Origin of the sequence: Methylocystis parvus OBBP (genome assembly GCF_027571405.1) — a bacterium.
In the GTDB taxonomy this organism is placed as follows: domain Bacteria; phylum Pseudomonadota; class Alphaproteobacteria; order Rhizobiales; family Beijerinckiaceae; genus Methylocystis; species Methylocystis parva.
In genome coordinates this window covers 2,965,012-2,980,062 of the sequence record NZ_CP092968.1, presented here as the reverse complement: position 1 = coordinate 2,980,062, position 15,051 = coordinate 2,965,012, and the positions used below count along the sequence as shown (strand labels likewise).

General features: G+C 64.1%; 16 protein-coding genes. 4 read left to right on the top strand and 12 right to left on the bottom strand.

Annotation, left to right across the window (positions count from 1 at the left end):
- Positions 1-8 precede the first annotated feature (8 nt).
- Positions 9-1,355 carry a tetratricopeptide repeat protein gene (locus MMG94_RS14515; RefSeq protein ID WP_154419705.1) on the bottom strand — a complete coding sequence of 449 codons (1,347 nt, stop codon included), beginning with the start codon at positions 1,353-1,355 and terminating at the stop codon, positions 9-11.
- Between the two features lie 446 nt (positions 1,356-1,801).
- Between MMG94_RS14515 and MMG94_RS14510 the strand changes: the two genes are divergently transcribed.
- A complete protein-coding gene (locus MMG94_RS14510; protein WP_016921702.1) occupies positions 1,802-3,001 on the top strand; it encodes a PepSY-associated TM helix domain-containing protein in 1,200 nt (399 codons plus the stop codon).
- 22 nt (positions 3,002-3,023) lie between these two features.
- On the opposite strand, the gene MMG94_RS14505 is transcribed toward MMG94_RS14510, so the two are convergent.
- Both MMG94_RS14505 and MMG94_RS14500 read right to left on the bottom strand, forming a co-directional pair.
- A complete protein-coding gene (locus tag MMG94_RS14505) occupies positions 3,024-3,593 on the bottom strand; it encodes a hypothetical protein (protein ID WP_016921703.1) in 570 nt (189 codons plus the stop codon).
- A gap of 41 nt (positions 3,594-3,634) precedes the next feature.
- Positions 3,635-4,126, bottom strand: a complete 492-nt coding sequence (locus MMG94_RS14500; protein ID WP_016921704.1) for a copper resistance CopC family protein — start codon at positions 4,124-4,126, stop codon at positions 3,635-3,637.
- 168 nt (positions 4,127-4,294) lie between these two features.
- Between MMG94_RS14500 and MMG94_RS14495 the strand changes: the two genes are divergently transcribed.
- On the top strand, positions 4,295-5,428 hold the full coding sequence (locus MMG94_RS14495) for a HupE/UreJ family protein (protein ID WP_040579553.1): 1,134 nt from the start codon (positions 4,295-4,297) through the stop codon (positions 5,426-5,428).
- A gap of 18 nt (positions 5,429-5,446) precedes the next feature.
- On the opposite strand, the gene MMG94_RS14490 is transcribed toward MMG94_RS14495, so the two are convergent.
- Positions 5,447-5,995, bottom strand: a complete 549-nt coding sequence (locus tag MMG94_RS14490) for a hypothetical protein (protein WP_016921706.1) — start codon at positions 5,993-5,995, stop codon at positions 5,447-5,449.
- A 242-nt stretch (positions 5,996-6,237) separates the two neighbouring features.
- On the opposite strand from MMG94_RS14490, the gene MMG94_RS14485 reads away from it, so the two are divergent.
- Positions 6,238-6,591 (top strand): hypothetical protein, encoded by a 354-nt coding sequence (locus MMG94_RS14485; RefSeq protein ID WP_016921707.1) that lies wholly within the window; start codon positions 6,238-6,240, stop codon positions 6,589-6,591.
- Between the two features lie 58 nt (positions 6,592-6,649).
- Here the strand turns inward: MMG94_RS14485 and MMG94_RS14480 are convergent, their stop codons facing one another.
- The 3 genes from MMG94_RS14480 to MMG94_RS14470 are packed head-to-tail and all read right to left on the bottom strand — an operon-like array spanning position 6,650 to position 9,743.
- The gene (locus MMG94_RS14480) at positions 6,650-7,630 is read right to left on the bottom strand and encodes an Hsp33 family molecular chaperone (RefSeq protein ID WP_154419707.1); all 981 of its coding nucleotides are present in this window, start codon (positions 7,628-7,630) and stop codon (positions 6,650-6,652) included.
- A complete protein-coding gene (argF, locus tag MMG94_RS14475; protein WP_016921709.1) occupies positions 7,603-8,547 on the bottom strand; it encodes an ornithine carbamoyltransferase in 945 nt (314 codons plus the stop codon). Before argF ends, MMG94_RS14480 begins: the two co-directional genes overlap by 28 nt.
- Positions 8,547-9,743 (bottom strand): aspartate aminotransferase family protein, encoded by a 1,197-nt coding sequence (locus MMG94_RS14470; protein ID WP_026016511.1) that lies wholly within the window; start codon positions 9,741-9,743, stop codon positions 8,547-8,549. The genes argF and MMG94_RS14470 overlap by 1 nt, the downstream gene beginning before the upstream one ends.
- Before the next feature lie 448 nt (positions 9,744-10,191).
- Here MMG94_RS14470 and MMG94_RS14465 point away from each other — a divergent pair, with 448 nt between their 5' ends.
- Positions 10,192-10,734 carry a GcrA family cell cycle regulator gene (locus MMG94_RS14465; RefSeq protein WP_016921711.1) on the top strand — a complete coding sequence of 181 codons (543 nt, stop codon included), beginning with the start codon at positions 10,192-10,194 and terminating at the stop codon, positions 10,732-10,734.
- Positions 10,735-10,799: 65 nt separating this feature from the next.
- Here the strand turns inward: MMG94_RS14465 and phoB are convergent, their stop codons facing one another.
- Genes phoB through pstC form a run of 5 tightly spaced genes read right to left on the bottom strand, consistent with a single transcriptional unit; the run spans position 10,800 to position 14,911 of the window.
- Positions 10,800-11,546 (bottom strand): phosphate regulon transcriptional regulator PhoB, encoded by a 747-nt coding sequence (phoB, locus tag MMG94_RS14460; protein WP_016921712.1) that lies wholly within the window; start codon positions 11,544-11,546, stop codon positions 10,800-10,802.
- Positions 11,543-12,259: a phosphate signaling complex protein PhoU gene (gene phoU, locus MMG94_RS14455; protein ID WP_016921713.1), complete on the bottom strand. Its 717-nt coding sequence runs from the start codon at positions 12,257-12,259 to the stop codon at positions 11,543-11,545. The genes phoB and phoU overlap by 4 nt, the downstream gene beginning before the upstream one ends.
- Before the next feature lie 21 nt (positions 12,260-12,280).
- Positions 12,281-13,066: a phosphate ABC transporter ATP-binding protein PstB gene (pstB, locus tag MMG94_RS14450; protein ID WP_016921714.1), complete on the bottom strand. Its 786-nt coding sequence runs from the start codon at positions 13,064-13,066 to the stop codon at positions 12,281-12,283.
- Positions 13,063-13,905, bottom strand: a complete 843-nt coding sequence (gene pstA / locus MMG94_RS14445; RefSeq protein WP_016921715.1) for a phosphate ABC transporter permease PstA — start codon at positions 13,903-13,905, stop codon at positions 13,063-13,065. The genes pstB and pstA overlap by 4 nt, the downstream gene beginning before the upstream one ends.
- A 13-nt stretch (positions 13,906-13,918) precedes the next feature.
- Positions 13,919-14,911 carry a phosphate ABC transporter permease subunit PstC gene (gene pstC / locus MMG94_RS14440; protein ID WP_016921716.1) on the bottom strand — a complete coding sequence of 331 codons (993 nt, stop codon included), beginning with the start codon at positions 14,909-14,911 and terminating at the stop codon, positions 13,919-13,921.
- Positions 14,912-15,051 lie beyond the last annotated feature (140 nt).

The window sequence follows — 15,051 nt, the reverse complement described above, 5'->3', positions numbered from 1 at the left end:
TGAAGCGATCAGTTTCCGCCCGTCTTCGCGCGTAGCGCCGAAAGACGCGCTTCGAGCTCCCGCTTGAGCTGGTAATCGGGATCGCCGAAGGATTTGTCGCGCTTGGCGATGAAGCTGCGCTGCTCCTTCTGCAAGCGCGCGACGCCCCTGCGATCCAATCTCGAAAGCGCGGCCTTATAGGCGTCGTCGATCTGGCGGTCGAGCCGGGTGAGGTCCGGGTCGGAACAGATGGCCTTTTCGACGGCGCTGTTCCCTCTTCCGCAAGCGAAAGTCGGACGCGTCCTCTCGGAAATCAGGTTGCGCCGGTCGCGCTCCTGCCGGACGGCCGCAAGATTTTCGGCGGCCGCATCCAGCCGCGGATTGACCCGCAGCGCCTCCTCATAATCGGCGATCGCGCGATCGAGATCGCCCTTCTTGCGGAACGCGGCGCCTCGATTGTTGTAGGCCTTGTCAAATCCGGGGTTGAGTTTGAGCGCGCGGTCATAATCGGCGACGGCGCGGTCGAGTTCGCCTTTCGCCTGATAGGAGTCGCCGCGATTGGTCAGGAATTTCGCCTGTGGATCGATGCGGATGGCTTCGTCGTAATCGATGATGGCGCGGTCGAACTCGCCATTTTCCGCGTGGGACAGCCCGCGATTGTCGAAATATTCGGGCACGGTCGGATCGAGCTTGATCGCCTCGCTTTCGTCGGCGATGGCCTGCGCGTTGCGGCCAAGCTTCTTATACGCGGCGCCGCGATTGGAAAAAGCGCGGTCGCTTCGCGGATCGAGTTTGATGGCCTCGTCACAGTCCTTGATCGCGCGTTCGTAATCTTTCTTGAAATAATAGGCCGCGCCGCGATCCCTGAACGCCATGCTGAAAGTCGGATCGAGCCGCAGCGCTTCGTTATAGTCTTCGATCGCGCGGTCATATTGCCCGTTTTCGTTGAAGACGTTGCCGCGATTGTCGAGGGCCTTCGCGTCCTTCGGATCGAGCCGCGCCGCCTCGTTGGCGTCGATCAGCGCCCGGTCGAGATCGCCAACGGAACGATAGGCGTTCGAGCGTTCGCGAAAGGCCTTGGCGTTTTTCGGATCGAGCGCGATGGCGCGATCGAGATCGGCGAAAGCCTGCTTCATTTTATCCACGTACCAATTCGCCGCGCCGCGATTGACGAGGGCGTCGGCGAGTTCTTTCGGCGCGCGCTTCGCGGCCTTGATCAGCGCATTACAGGCCGCAATGCGCTGCGAGGCCGAGAAAGCCCCGTCGTCGCCCGCCGCGCAGATGTCGGCGTTGGCGTTCGTTTGCGCGGCGACCGGCGGCGCGGCGAAGGCCGCGAACAAATAGACGGCGGCAAGCGATGAGATGCCTGGGCGCATAGCAATTTTCTCCTCGAAAGCGGCGTGCGCCGCTCTGTTTCGATCTGGCCCGGAATTGGCGGAGCGGCTGCGCGCTGACGGTCAATGCCCGCCGTCGAATGCGATCAGACTAACGCCGCGCGACCGCGGGAGCCGTGAGGAAGCGCACAGGCGACGCGCCTCCGGGGACATGACGTTTGTGGGCGGGGCGTTTGCGCCGTCTTCAATTCCTCAAGGGCTCAGCGCGATGGGCGTAGGAGTGTGATCGCTTATGTGATACTGCTTACCGCAAGATCCTTTACGACCGGGAGCCGCAAATGTGGAGCGAGCAGGCCTGGCTTTTGATCATCGTGACCTGGATCGGCGTCATCGTCGGCGGGGTGATTTTGGCTGTTATCGAAAAGAGAAAAAGATAATCCGCGCGTGGAGTCGCCTCGAAGCCGAACCGACAAAGAGTGATCCCCCGCATGATGGAGTCGAGATTCGAGAATGAGGCGAAACAATCGGCGCCCGGCGCCCGGTCGCGAGATCATGTGCGCCGCGTCTTCCTGCGCATCCACCAATTTGTCGGTCTCTTCGCGGGCGCGATCTTCGTTCTGATCGGTCTGAGCGGCGCTCTTCTCGCCTTTCGCGAGGACATCGACGAATCGTTGAACGCGCCGCTCATGCGCGTCGAGACGCCCGCGCAGCCCGTCTTCATATCTCCCGACGACATCCTGGCGGCGGCAGCGGCGTCCATGCCGCCCGGCGCCAAATTGGAGAGGCTGACCATGCCGCGTCACAAGGGCGCCGCGGCGACGGTCGGCTATATGGCGGAGACGGACGACCTCGACGCTTACTTCTACGAAACGTTCGTCGATCCCTATACTGCGAAGGTCAAGGGACAGCGCGTGAGCCTTCATGGCGACGACATCTATTCGCAGCCGCTGATCCGGATTCTGATGGCGTTCCACTGGACGCTGCTGCTCGGCGTCAACAACGCTTACCTCATTGGGTGCCTCGCCATCGCCATACTGGCGTCCGTCCTTATCGGCGTCTATTTGTGGCTGCCGCGCGGCGGCGACTGGCGCCTCGGTCTCAAGGTGAAATGGGGCGCGAGCTCGGAGCGAGTCGTCTACGACCTGCATAGGAGCGTTGGCGTCTATATGGCGGCTGTCTTGCTGGTCATGCTGGCGACCGGCGCCGCCATGATCTTCAAACCGGCGACGCGCGCCGCCGTGAATTTATTCTCACCCGTGGGCGGCGAAGCTGACTTTGGGAGATCGGCCCCCGCGCCCGGTCAGTCGCCGATTCCTGTCGGCGCGGCCATCGCCGCCGCGGACAAGATCTTCCCCGATGGCAGGATTCTCTGGGTTTCCCTGCCGAGCGCCCCGAGCGGCGTCTATGTCGTCGGAAAGCAGGCCCTGGACGAACCCAGCCGATCGAGCACGTTTCGAAATGTCGGCGTCGATCAATATAGCGGCCGCGTGCTGGGCGTGCAGAATCGCAAAAACTTCACGGCGGGCGAGACGTTTCTGGAGTGGCTCCACCCTTTGCACAGCGGCGAGGCTTTTGGCGAATTCGGCCGCCCGCTCGTCTTTCTGATCGGGTTGACGCCGCTTCTCCTCTACATGACCGGCTTCATGCGATGGCGCGGCAAAGGACGAGCACGCCGTCGCGCTTCTTGAAGACAGCGTCGCCGATCCGGTCTCACTCCCCGACGGAGATCGGCATTTCGATAATGTCCTCCTTGTTCTTCGCCTCGCCGAAAGCGAGCTTGAGAAGATATTTTCCCTTGTGAGGAACGGTTGCGTCGAGCGTGAGCATGCCGGCGCCATGAGGCCTGGGCGGAAGCGAAGCGAGCGGCTTCAGCGTTCCGCCGGACTGATAGGCGTGAAACGACAGTGCAACGGCCTCGTTTCTGGCTTCCTTCTCCATCAGCGTAACGGCGAAAATAACCTTTCCGGTCCCCGGGACGCGGTCGCAATATTCGTCATATTTGCTCATATCGTCAGTCGCGCCGCCCGCGCTGTCGGCGGAATCGGCCAGAAAATATGTCGTGAGATGCGCCGAATAGAAATCGCTCACGCCAAGGCATTCGGAGATCGTTCGATCGCCCGCCTTGACGGCGGGTTGAAGCACATGCGCCTTCCAGAAATCGCTCATATATTGATTGAACCGCGGTCCCCAAAGACCATAAGAGAACACGACCCCGTTAACGCCGAGAAGCGCAACGATGCCGACGAACAATATGAGATTGAGACGCCGCGTCGGGATCATCTCGCGCTTCCTTCCTTTAGCAGGAGCGATTTGCCGCTCTCTTACTTGACTTCGAATTCCCAGGCGCCGCTGACGATATGACCATCGGCTGACAGGGCGCGGTAGCGGACCGTGTATTTGCCTTGCGTCAGCGCATTCACGCCGACAGCGACATGCGCGGGATCGGAAGCGTCGATCGCCGCGTCGCGCTTGTCGATGCGCTCGCCCGACGCATTGACGACGGCCAGCGCGACGAAGGCGTCGCGAATGCCGGCGTCGTACCAAACTTCGACTTTCCCTATGTCGGCGGCGCCGACGCCGCTTTGCGGCGGCGACGTGCGGACGATGATCGCATGGGCGAAAGCCGCTTCGCCCGTTGCGCCAATGATCATCATGGCGCCGCACGCCGCGCGGCGAACGGCGCGCATGACCGAGCCGCCGGCTTCCTTGCATTCCTTTTCGGCGGAGCGACGACGCTCCCTGCGGCGCGCTTCAGTCATTGCGGTCGGCGTCATCTGATGCGGGTCTCCATTATTGCTCTCGACCGGGACCATCGGCGAATTCCTGCATGCGACGCATTGTACTCTTCTCGGCGATCCGCGCGAGGCCGTTGGGCGGTTGACGACGCGCCGCGACTCCGCCTTGTTTTGACGCCGACAGTATGCATTATGAAGATTTATTGCATACGCCGCGTCGTCTCGCTGCGTCAAGGAGCCGGCGCAATGGCGGGTAGTCTCAGGCTTTTCGCGATCATTCTGACTTTTGTGTTTTGCGGCGCTGCAGGAGAGGCGCGCGCCCATACCGCCGACATTTCGAGCAGTCGCATCGTACCGGAAGGCGGCGGCCGCTACCGCGTGGAGGTCGGATTCCTCGGCGCGGACATTGAGCGCATATTCGCCGAGAACAAATCGACGCTCGGCGACGTCGATCTGACCGAGCCGGGCGTGATCGAAGGCATGATCGGCAAATTCATCCAGCAGCGCGTGGATCTGCAAAATGAAGAAGGGCAGGTCTGTCCGAGCAAGGTCGGATCGGTGGGCGAGGACCCGTCCAATCCCTACGATCAGAAAGCCGTTCTGCACGTAGATTGCAGCGGCGTTTCCGGACAGATTTTCTATAATCCCTTCCGGCTGCTCGAGGCGCAGGGGCGTCGCGCGAAACATCTCGTCAGCATTGGGGAGAAGGGAGACGAGTCGCAATTGACCGAGGCGCAGAAATCGGGCCGCGAACCCGCGCCGGGCCAGGTCATGATTTTCCCCGGCGACGCGCCGATCGATCTATCGAAGCCCTTGTTGACGCCCTGGCAGCTTGCGCCGAAGTTTTTTTCCGCCGGCGTCGAGCATATCGTCACCGGCTACGACCATATCTGCTTTCTCATCGCCGTCATATTGTGGGCGACGCGCGCCTGGCCGGTCGTCAAGATTGTCACTGCTTTCACGATCTCGCATTCGATCACGCTGTCGCTGGCGGCGCTGCAAATCGTCGACATCCCCAGCCGCTGGACCGAAATCGCCATCGCCCTTTCGATCGTCTATGTGGCTTTGGAGAATTTTTTCACGCGCAAGGTCGAGGGGCGCTGGCGCGATACGTTCTTTTTCGGCTTCGTGCACGGCTTCGGCTTCGCGAGCGGTCTGATCGAAATGGGCGTGCCGCAACGCGCCATCGTGCCGGCGCTGGCGAGTTTCAACATAGGCGTCGAAGTCGGCCAGATCGGCGTCGTGCTGATCGTCGTCCCGTCGCTCGTCCTGATCGACAAGCGCTTTTTCAATGGCGAGCGCAATCCGCGTCTGGTGCAGATATGCTCCGCCGCCGTCGCTTGCGCGGGCGTCTATTGGCTCTTCTTCCCGATGGCGTGACGAGCGGCGGCCGCCGCCTTATTGCGGCGCGCTCACCGGCGCCGGCGGACTTTCCGCATTGACCATGATCTGCCGATGCGCGCCGCCGTTGATAATGGTCACGACCTGCCAGGCGCGCGCGCCCTGCGAGGCGAGAAATTTACTCGCGTCATAGAGCGTGTCACGGCTGGCGCACCGAAAGGTCAGCGATACGCGCACGCCCTCATCGTTCGCGGCATCCTCGCCGGCCCGCTCCACTTCGCTCGCGCAGGGATTTCCCTCGCGGTCGCGCATCGCGATGCGTTTGGCGAAATATCTGCCGATTTCGACTTCGAGAATTCCCGGACCGGAAAGATCGACGCCCCTTCGCTCGGCCGCGGTCTTGAAGAACATTTCTTCGAAATCCGAAGCCAGAATGGTCACCTCGACAGAATATCCGATGGGCGCCTCCACGATCGTGGCGGTGGAAATATTGCTCTGAAGATAGGCTTTCGGTTCGGCGGCGAGCGCCGGCGTCAAAAGCGGGAGAACGCCGCACGCCGCGCCGAAGCTGCGCAGGAAAGCGTCGGTGAAAGGCTTGCGATCCATTGGCCTTCGCTGGAAACTCACTCGGACGCGCCCCGATTTTGCAAGATCGCGCCGCAGCTTGATACGATATGATGATTTATAAGTTATTTCATATCGCCTGCTCTGGCAAGGCGAGAGCGGCGATACGCCGCCTTCTGAAATGATGAACGGCCAGCAACCAATGCGGCGCCGCAAAATTACAATTTCGACGTTATGTGCTTCTACAATGCGCACGCTGAAATTTCCGCCAAAGGCTTTTGTGGATGGCCTCATTCACCTTCGAATATTCGCGCCGTGGAGACGCGCCGCTCATCGCCGAGCGGATCGACGTCCCGAACGGCGCGGCCATCTGGTGCTATGTGGAAGTTCTCGCGCTTCGCGTCGGAGAAAGCCCCGGCGCCTTCATACGCGTGACCAATGAAGGCGGTCAGGCGGTCGTGCGCACCGGCGTCGCCACGGCCCTCGCCTCGATCGAGCAATGCCCCTGCGGCAGTTGCGCGGTGAAGGAAGCCGCGCGCGGCGGGCGGATTTTCAACGGCGATTTCCAGCTCTCGCCTTGCAGGAGCCTGGGGTCGTGCACCTGCAAGAGCTTTACGCAGACGGCGAACGTGGCGTAGCCGCCGACGCGCTTCGAGACGCCCGCCGCGCAGGCGTCTCGACAATGCGATTACCCGGTCAGTCGAATGCCGCCGGATCGAAGCTCCGGAACGTCGCGCAGAATTCGCAGGTGACGCCGATGCGGCCGTCGTCTCCCACCATGTCGGCGCGCTCCTGCGGCGTGAAGCTCTTCAACAGCCGCTCGATGCGCTCCGTCGAGCACCGGCAGAATTCCTCGACCGGGCGCTCGTTGAAAACTTTCACGCCGCGCTCGTGGAAAAGCCGGAACAACAGCCGCTCGCCCGAGAGCGACGGATCGACGAGTTCGTGATCCTCGATCGTGGCGGCGAGCGCCTGCCCTTCGGTCCAGGCGTCGTCTTCCTCTTGCGCGCCGCCGCCGTCGGGCGCGTCGCCCGGATCGAGATCGCGCAGGCGAGAGCCCGCGACAGGGAGATGTTGCAAAAGCAGGCCGCCGGCGCGCCAAGCGCGGCCGCCGGGCGTGACGACCTCGCCCACCGCGAGGCGCACGAAGGAGGGGATTTGCTCCGACTGGCGGAAATAAGCGTGTGCGGCTTCGGCGAGGCTCTCGCCTTCGAGGGGCACGACGCCCTGATAGCGGGCGGCGTCCTCCTCGCGCTCGATGGTGAGCGCGAGATGGCCGCGCCCGAGCAGAGCGGCGGGCTCGGGGTCGGAAATTTCGGCGAGCCGGGCGGCGTCGAAGCGGGCGAAGCCGCGAAGCTTGCCCGGCGCGTCGTAATCGACGACCAGCATGTCGACGGAGCCGTCGCTGCGCGTCTGCAGTTGGAAGCGCCCATGCGACTCCAGGATCGAGCCCAGGAGCGCCGCAAGCGCCATGGCCTCGCCGAGGAGGCGCGCGACCCGCGGCGGGTAGTCGTAATGTTTCAGCACCGCGTCGACCGTCGGTCCCAGCCGGACGAGCCGCCCGCGCAGATCGAGCGCCTCCACGGCGAAGGGCGTGACGCGATCGTCCTTCGCCTCGGACGAGACGAGGCGGCTCCGCGCCTCGACCATCAAGCGATCCCCGGCGCGAGGCACCATGCGAGCACGCCCTTCTGGGCGTGGAGCCGGTTCTCGGCCTCGTCGAAGACGACCGATTGCGGCCCGTCCATGACGTCGTCGGTGACTTCCTCGCCGCGATGGGCGGGCAGGCAATGCATGAAGACGGCGTCCTTGGCGGCGGCGCGCATGAGTTTGGCGTCGACCTGATATGGCGCGAGAACGGCGCGGCGGAAGTCCTCGTCTTCGTCGCCCATCGAGACCCAGCAATCGGTGACGACGGCGTCGACGCCCGCGACGGCGGCGTAAGGATCGCGCATGAGATTCATCGCCGCGCCATTCGCCCTGGCCCAGTCGATCAGGCTCTGGGGCGGCGCGAGCTCCGCCGGCGTCGCCACATTGATCGTGAAGCCGAGGCGCGCCGCGGCGTGGACCCAGCTCGCCAGCACATTGTTGCTGTCCCCGACCCAGGCGACGGCGCGGCCGTCGATCTGTCCCAGACGCTCTTCGAAGGTCAGGAGATCGGCCATGATCTGGCAGGGATGCGAAAGCTTGGTCAGTCCGTTGATGACCGGGACCGTGGCGTGGCGCGCGAGCTCCGTCAGATCGTCATGCGAGAGGATGCGGATCATCACCGCGTCGACGAAGCGCGACAGCACGCGCGCCGTATCGGCGATGGTCTCGCCGCGGCCGAGCTGCATCTCGCCGCCGGTGAGCATGATGGTCTCGCCGCCGAGATCGCGCATGGCGATGTCGAAGGAGACGCGCGTGCGGGTCGACGGCTTGTCGAAGACCATTGCGAGATATTTGCCGGCGAGCGGCCGCTCGGCCGGCGGCGCTCCCTTGACGCGTTTGGCCTTCAGCGACTTGGCCAGATCGAGAATGTGGCGCAGCTCCCCGCCGTTGAAATCCGACAGATCGAGGAAATGACGCGGCCGCGTCATCGAATGCGCGGTCATCACGCCGCTCCCAACTGCTTGGCTGGCGCGGCGAGCCGCGCGCAGGCTTTGTCGAGGCGTGAAACGGCCTCCGAAATATGGCCTTCGTCGATGATCAGCGGCGGCAGCAGGCGCACGACATTGTCGCCCGCGAGCACGGTCAGCAGACCTTCCGCGCGCGCGGCGGCGGCGAAATCGCCATTGGGGACGCGCGTCTTGACCCCGAACATCAGGCCCTCGCCGCGCGCCGTCTCGATGATTTTCGGATAGCGGTCCTCGAGTTCCGCGAGACGCTGGCGCAAGAGGCTCCCCAGCGCGGCGACGCGCGGCAGGAAACCTTCGGACAAGACGACGTCGAGCACGGCGCCGCCGACGGCGGTCGCGAGCGGATTGCCGCCGAAAGTCGAGCCATGCGTCCCGAGCGTCATACCCTTGGCCGCTTCGCTTGTCGCGAGGCAGGCGCCGATGGGGAAGCCGCCGCCGAGGCCCTTTGCGAGCGCGACGACGTCCGGCGCGACGCCGGCATGTTCGCAGGCGAGGAACTTGCCCGTGCGCCCCACGCCGCACTGAACTTCATCCAGCGCCATGAGCAGGCCCCGCGCGTCGCAGAGCTTGCGCAGTTCGAGCAGAAATTCCCTGGGGAAGACGCGCAGGCCGCCTTCGCCCTGAACGGGCTCCAGCAGGAAGCCGGCGGTTTCATCCGTAATCGCAGCCTCCACCGCTTCGAGATCGGCGAAGGGAACCTGGTCGAAGCCGGGCGTCGGCGCGCCGAAGCCGTCGAGATATTTCGGGTTTCCGCCAGCGGCGATGGTGGCCAGCGTGCGGCCGTGAAAGGCGCCTTCGAAGGTGATGAGGCGGTAGCGCTCAGGCTGGCCATTGGCCGCATGATATTTGCGGACGGTCTTGATGGCGCATTCGACCGCCTCGGCGCCCGAATTACAGAAGAACACGACGTCGGCGAAGGTCGCCTCGACCAGACGGCGCGCAAGCGCTTCCGCCTGCGGTATCTGGAAAAGGTTGGAGATATGCCAAGGCTTTTCCGCCGCGGCCTTCAGCGTCGCGACGAGATGCGGATGGTCGTGGCCGAGCGAGAGAACCGCAACGCCCGAGGCGAAGTCGAGATAGCGGTCGCCATTCTCCGCGAAGAGCCAGGGGCCTTCGCCGCGCGTGAAGATCACGTCGGCGCGCGCATAGGTCGGGTAGAGCGCAGAAGTCAAAAGCAAGCTCCAAGACCACTGGGCGGCCGATGCGCCGCCGCCTGAGCCCAAAAAACAAAGCGCCGCCCTTTGCAGGGCGGCAATTTGAGTGTCCGATTTTAAGCAAGCAGGCCCATTGGGTCAAATGCTAACAAGCGCGCAAGAGCGCGCAGCGCCCGCCAACGCCTCAGTTTTGCTCGAAAATCGCCATGCGGTGAGTCGCGCGGGCAACAGTCGCGGGCAAAAGCGCGCACAAACCCTGTTGAGAACCCCGCCTTTTGCTTGCCAGCGACTCACGCCCGTGATTCAAAAGAACGCGTTAGTTTTCTCGCCGGATCGGGCGCGTTTCTCCCGTATGGCGCTTCTCGTGTTTCGGTGCGCGTCGTATCGCCGCTGGTTCTTCCGGCGCAGCGGACGATGAGGGATTCTGTCGAATTCCACGCTCGAACCGGCCGCTTGGAGGTCAAATATGTCTTGGACCGATGAACGCGTCGAGCTGTTGCGTAAACTCTGGAGCGACGGCCTCAGCGCGAGTCAGGTGGCCGCCGAACTGGGTCCCGGCATCACGCGCAACGCCGTTATCGGCAAGATTCACCGGCTCGGTCTCGCGGAGCGCGCGAAGACCGCGAGCGCCCCCCGCCCCCGCGCCGCAAAGGCTCCCCGCACGGCGGCCGTCGGCGTCGCCGCGGCTCCCGCGCCGCGCGGCGGCGGACATGTGGTCCATGGCAATGTGGCGCTCGCTTTCGCGCCGCAGGCGCTCGTCGTCGCCCGCGCCCAGCCGGAAGAGGAAGTCGTCATTCCGATGTCCGAACGCGTGACGCTGATGGAGCTGCGCGAATCCATGTGCCGCTGGCCCATGGGCGATCCGACGACGCCCGAATTTCGTTTCTGCGGCGGCAAGTCGCCGATCGGCGGCGGGCCCTATTGCGCCCATCACGCGCGCGTCGCCTATCAGCCCGCGCAGGACCGCCGCCGCGCCCGCGAGCAGCTCAAGGCGCCGCGCTTCGCTTGACGGCGACGTGAGATAAGGCTGCGTCGAGGGCGCGCCCAAAGCGTTCCCGCGCTTGACGGCGAAGGCTAATCGCGGCCGAAAGTCTCGTCGAAGGAATAGCCCGAGCCGCGCACGGTGCGGATCGGGTCTTTCTCCCGCCCGCGAATAAGCGCCTTGCGGAGGCGTCCGACATGCACGTCGACCGTGCGCTCGTCGATCTCCGCCGACATGCCCCAGACGCTGTCGAGCAGCTGCGCGCGCGTAAAGACGCGGCCCGGCTTCTCCATGAAATATTCGAGCAGACGGAACTCGGTCGGGCCGAGATGGATCTCACGGCCGGAACGGCGCACCCGGCGCGTTTCCCGATCGAGGTCGATATCGCCCAGCGTCAGTTTCGAGGCGACGCGCTCAGGGCGGGCGCGGCGCAGGAGCGCGCGCACGCGGGCCATCAATTCCGGCGTCGAAAAGGGCTTCACCACATAGTCGTCGGCGCCGACCGAAAGGCCGCGCACGCGCTCGGCCTCTTCGCCCCGCGCCGTCAGCATGATGATCGGCATGTCCCGGGCGATGTCGCGGGCGCGCAGGCGCCGGCAGATTTCGAGTCCGGAAACGCCGGGCAGCATCCAATCGAGCAGAACGAGGTCTGGCGGCGACTCGGCGATGCGAAGCTCGGCTTCGTCGCCATTGTCGACATGCTCGACCTGATAGCCCTCGGCTTCGAGATTATAGACAAGGAGCGTCGCAAGCGGGACCTCGTCCTCAACGACGAGAATTCGCGGCGCGCGGTCGCTCTTGCCCTCGCGGAGAGCTGTTTGGACGATCGGTTCGTTCATTGCGCGGCTTCACCCTCGCCGGCGAAGCCGGCGGGGCGCAGCTTCGGCCGCTCCATCGGCATGGCCTCGCCGGTGACGAGATAGACGATCGTTTCGGAGATGTTGGTCGTGTGATCGCCGATGCGCTCGAGATTTTTCGAACAGAACAGGAGATGCGTGCAGAAGGAGATGTTGCGCGGATCCTCCATCATGAAGGTGAGAAGGTCGCGAAACACCGAGTCTTCCAGAGCGTCGAGATCGGCGTCGTTCTCCCAGACGGCGCGCGCCCGCTCGACGTCGCGCTCGGCATAGGCGTCGAGCGCGTCCTTGAGCTGCGTCGCCGCGATCTCATGCATCGATTTGAGGCCGACGATGGCGCGCGGCAGGCGGGCTTCCGTCGCGATCTTGAGCGTGCGCTTGGCGATGTTCTTGGCGAGATCGCCGATCCGTTCGATGTCGCCGGAGATGCGAATAGCGGCGATGCATTCGCGCAGATCGATGGCGAGCGGCTGGCGGCGGGCGATCGTCATGATCGCGGCTTCCTCGACCTCGCGCTGCAAAGCGTCGAGGCGGGGATCGCTCGAAACGACGCGCTTGGCGAGTTCGACGTCGAGATTCGACAAGGCCTCCATCGCCTCGGAGAGCATCTTTTCGGCGACGCCGCCCATTTCAGAGATGCGACGTCCCAACGCTTCGAGATCGCGGTCGTAGGACTTGACGGTATGGTCGGTCATCGCGATTTCCTTAAATGAGCTTCAGCCGAAGCGGCCGGTGATGTAGTCTTGGGTGCGCTTTTCTCTCGGCCTGTTGAAGACCTCGTCCGTATCCCCGAATTCGACAAGCTCGCCGAGATACATGAAGGCCGTATAGTCCGAGACGCGCACCGCCTGCTGCATGTTATGCGTGACGATGGCGATGGTGTATTGCGCGGCGAGCTCCTCGATCAGCTCCTCGACCTTGGCGGTCGAGATGGGATCGAGCGCGGAGCAGGGCTCGTCGAAAAGGATGACCTCCGGCTGCACGGCGACGCTGCGCGCGATGCAGAGACGCTGCTGCTGGCCGCCCGAGAGGCCGAGACCGCTCGACTGAAGCTTGTCCTTCACTTCGTCCCAAAGCGCCGCGCCGCGCAACGCCTGCTCGACGCGCGCGTCCATCTCGGCGCGCGAGAGCTTTTCATAGAGACGCACGCCGAAAGCCACATTCTCGTAGATCGACATGGGGAAGGGCGTCGGCTTCTGGAAGATCATGCCGATGCGCGCGCGCAGCGCATTGAGGTCGACCGCGGGATCGAGAATATTCTCTCCGTCGAGCAGCACCTCGCCATCGGCGCGCTGGCCGGGATAGAGATCGTACATCCGGTTCAGCACGCGCAGCAATGTCGACTTGCCGCAGCCCGACGGCCCGATGAAGGCCGTCACCTTGTTGGCGTGCAGCGGCAGCGAGATGGACTTCAGCGAGCGCGTCGAGCCGTAATAGAAATCCAGACTGCGAACCGAAACCTTGGTTACAGTGTGTTCTTTCACCTGAGCGGGGGCGTTCATTTCGCTTTTCTCCGGCCGGCGCTCAAGGCGCGGGCTGTAATCGACAAGGCAAGCACGGCGACAGTGATGAGCAGCGCGCCGGTCCAGGCCAACTGCTGCCAATCCTTGTAGGGCGACAATGCGAACTGGAAGATGACAACCGGCAGGCTCGCCATCGGCGCATTGAGATCCGTGCTCCAGAACTGGTTGTTCAGCGCGGTGAAGAGAAGCGGCGCCGTCTCGCCCGAGACGCGCGCGACCGCGAGCAGGACCCCGGTGACGATGCCGGCCTTCGCCGCGCGATAGGCGACATGCACGATGACATGCGCGCGCGGGGCGCCGAGCGCGGCCGCCGCCTCGCGCAGCGAACCCGGCACAAGCAACAGCATGTCCTCCGTCGTGCGGAGAACGACCGGCACGACGAGGATCGAGAGCGCGACCGCGCCGGATATGCCGGAGAAATGGCCCATCGGCGCGACGAGCAGGGTGTAGACGAAGAGGCCGATGACGATGGACGGCGCGCTGAGCAGAATGTCGTTGATGAAGCGCACCACCGTGGTGAGCTTCGAGTAGCGGCCGTATTCCGCCATATAGGTGCCGGCGAGCATGCCGAGCGGCGTGCCGATCGCGACGCCGATGACCGTCATGAGGAGCGAGCCGGCGATCGCGTTCATCAGGCCGCCCTGGCTGCCGGGCGGCGGCGTCATCTGCGTGAAGACCGCGGGCGACAGACCCTTGACGCCTTCATAGAAAAGCGAAGCGAGGATCAGAAAGAGCCAGGCGAGGCCGAATATCGCGGCCCCCCAGGCGAGACCCGTCGCCATCGAATTGCGCTTGCGGCGCGCGGCGTAGAGAGACATGGCGCGCTTTTCCTTAAGCCGACTTCCGCTCGATGCGCATCAGCATGTAACGCGCGATCGCGAGGACGATGAAGGTGATGACGAAGAGGATGAGGCCGAGCTCGATGAGAGCGGAAGTGTAGATGTCGCCGACGGCCTCGGTGAACTCATTGGCGATCGTCGCGGAGATCGTCGTGCCCGGCGCCAGCAGAGAGGGCGAGACCTTGTGGGCGTTGCCGATGACGAAAGTGACGGCCATCGTCTCGCCGAGCGCGCGGCCGAGCCCGAGCATGACGCCGCCGATCACGCCGACGCGCGTATAGGGCAGTACGACATGGCGCATCATCTCCCATGTCGTGCAGCCGAGGCCCGTCGCCGCTTCCTTGAGAACCGGAGGAACCGTATCGAAGACGTCTCGCGAGATCGAGGCGATGAAGGGCAGGACCATGATGGCGAGGATGAAGCCCGCCGTCAGCATGCCGATGCCGTAAGGCGGCCCGGCGAAGAGGGTCGAGAGCACCGGCACGTCGCCAAAGAGCGAGATCAGCCCCGGCTGGACGTAGGTCTGGACGAAAGGCGCCAGAACGAAGAGACCCCAAATGCCGTAGATGATCGAGGGAATGCCGGCGAGCAGCTCGATCGCGACGCCGATCGGCCGGCGCAGCGGATGGGGGCAGAGCTCGGTGAGGAAGGTCGCGACGCCGAGGCCCACCGGCACCGCGATGAGCATGGCGATGATCGACGTGACGATCGTGCCGTAGATCGCCGGCATCGCGCCGAAATTGTCCGTGACCGGGTTCCAGGCCTGCGAGAAGAGGAAGCCGACGCCGAAGGCCTTGATCGCCGGCAGAGAACCGTGGACCAGGGACAGGATGACGCCGCCGAGGAGCGCCAGCACGATGATCGCGGCGATACGCGTCACTTGATGGAAAATGCGGTCGACAAGCGCGATTCCGGCAAGCGCGTTTGCGCGATCGACGGGCGCGGAACGGCTTGGAGCCACGCTTTCCAGGATCACATCCGACATTGTTCCAGCCTCGTTGGATTCACGCCTTGGCTCGGTCGTCGTCATTTAGAACTCCCGACGCCGGTTCGTTCGAACCGGCGTCCTTTCTTTATGGCGGCTCATCTTTGAACCGCCGGCGCGGACGCCGCAATCGGGCGTCG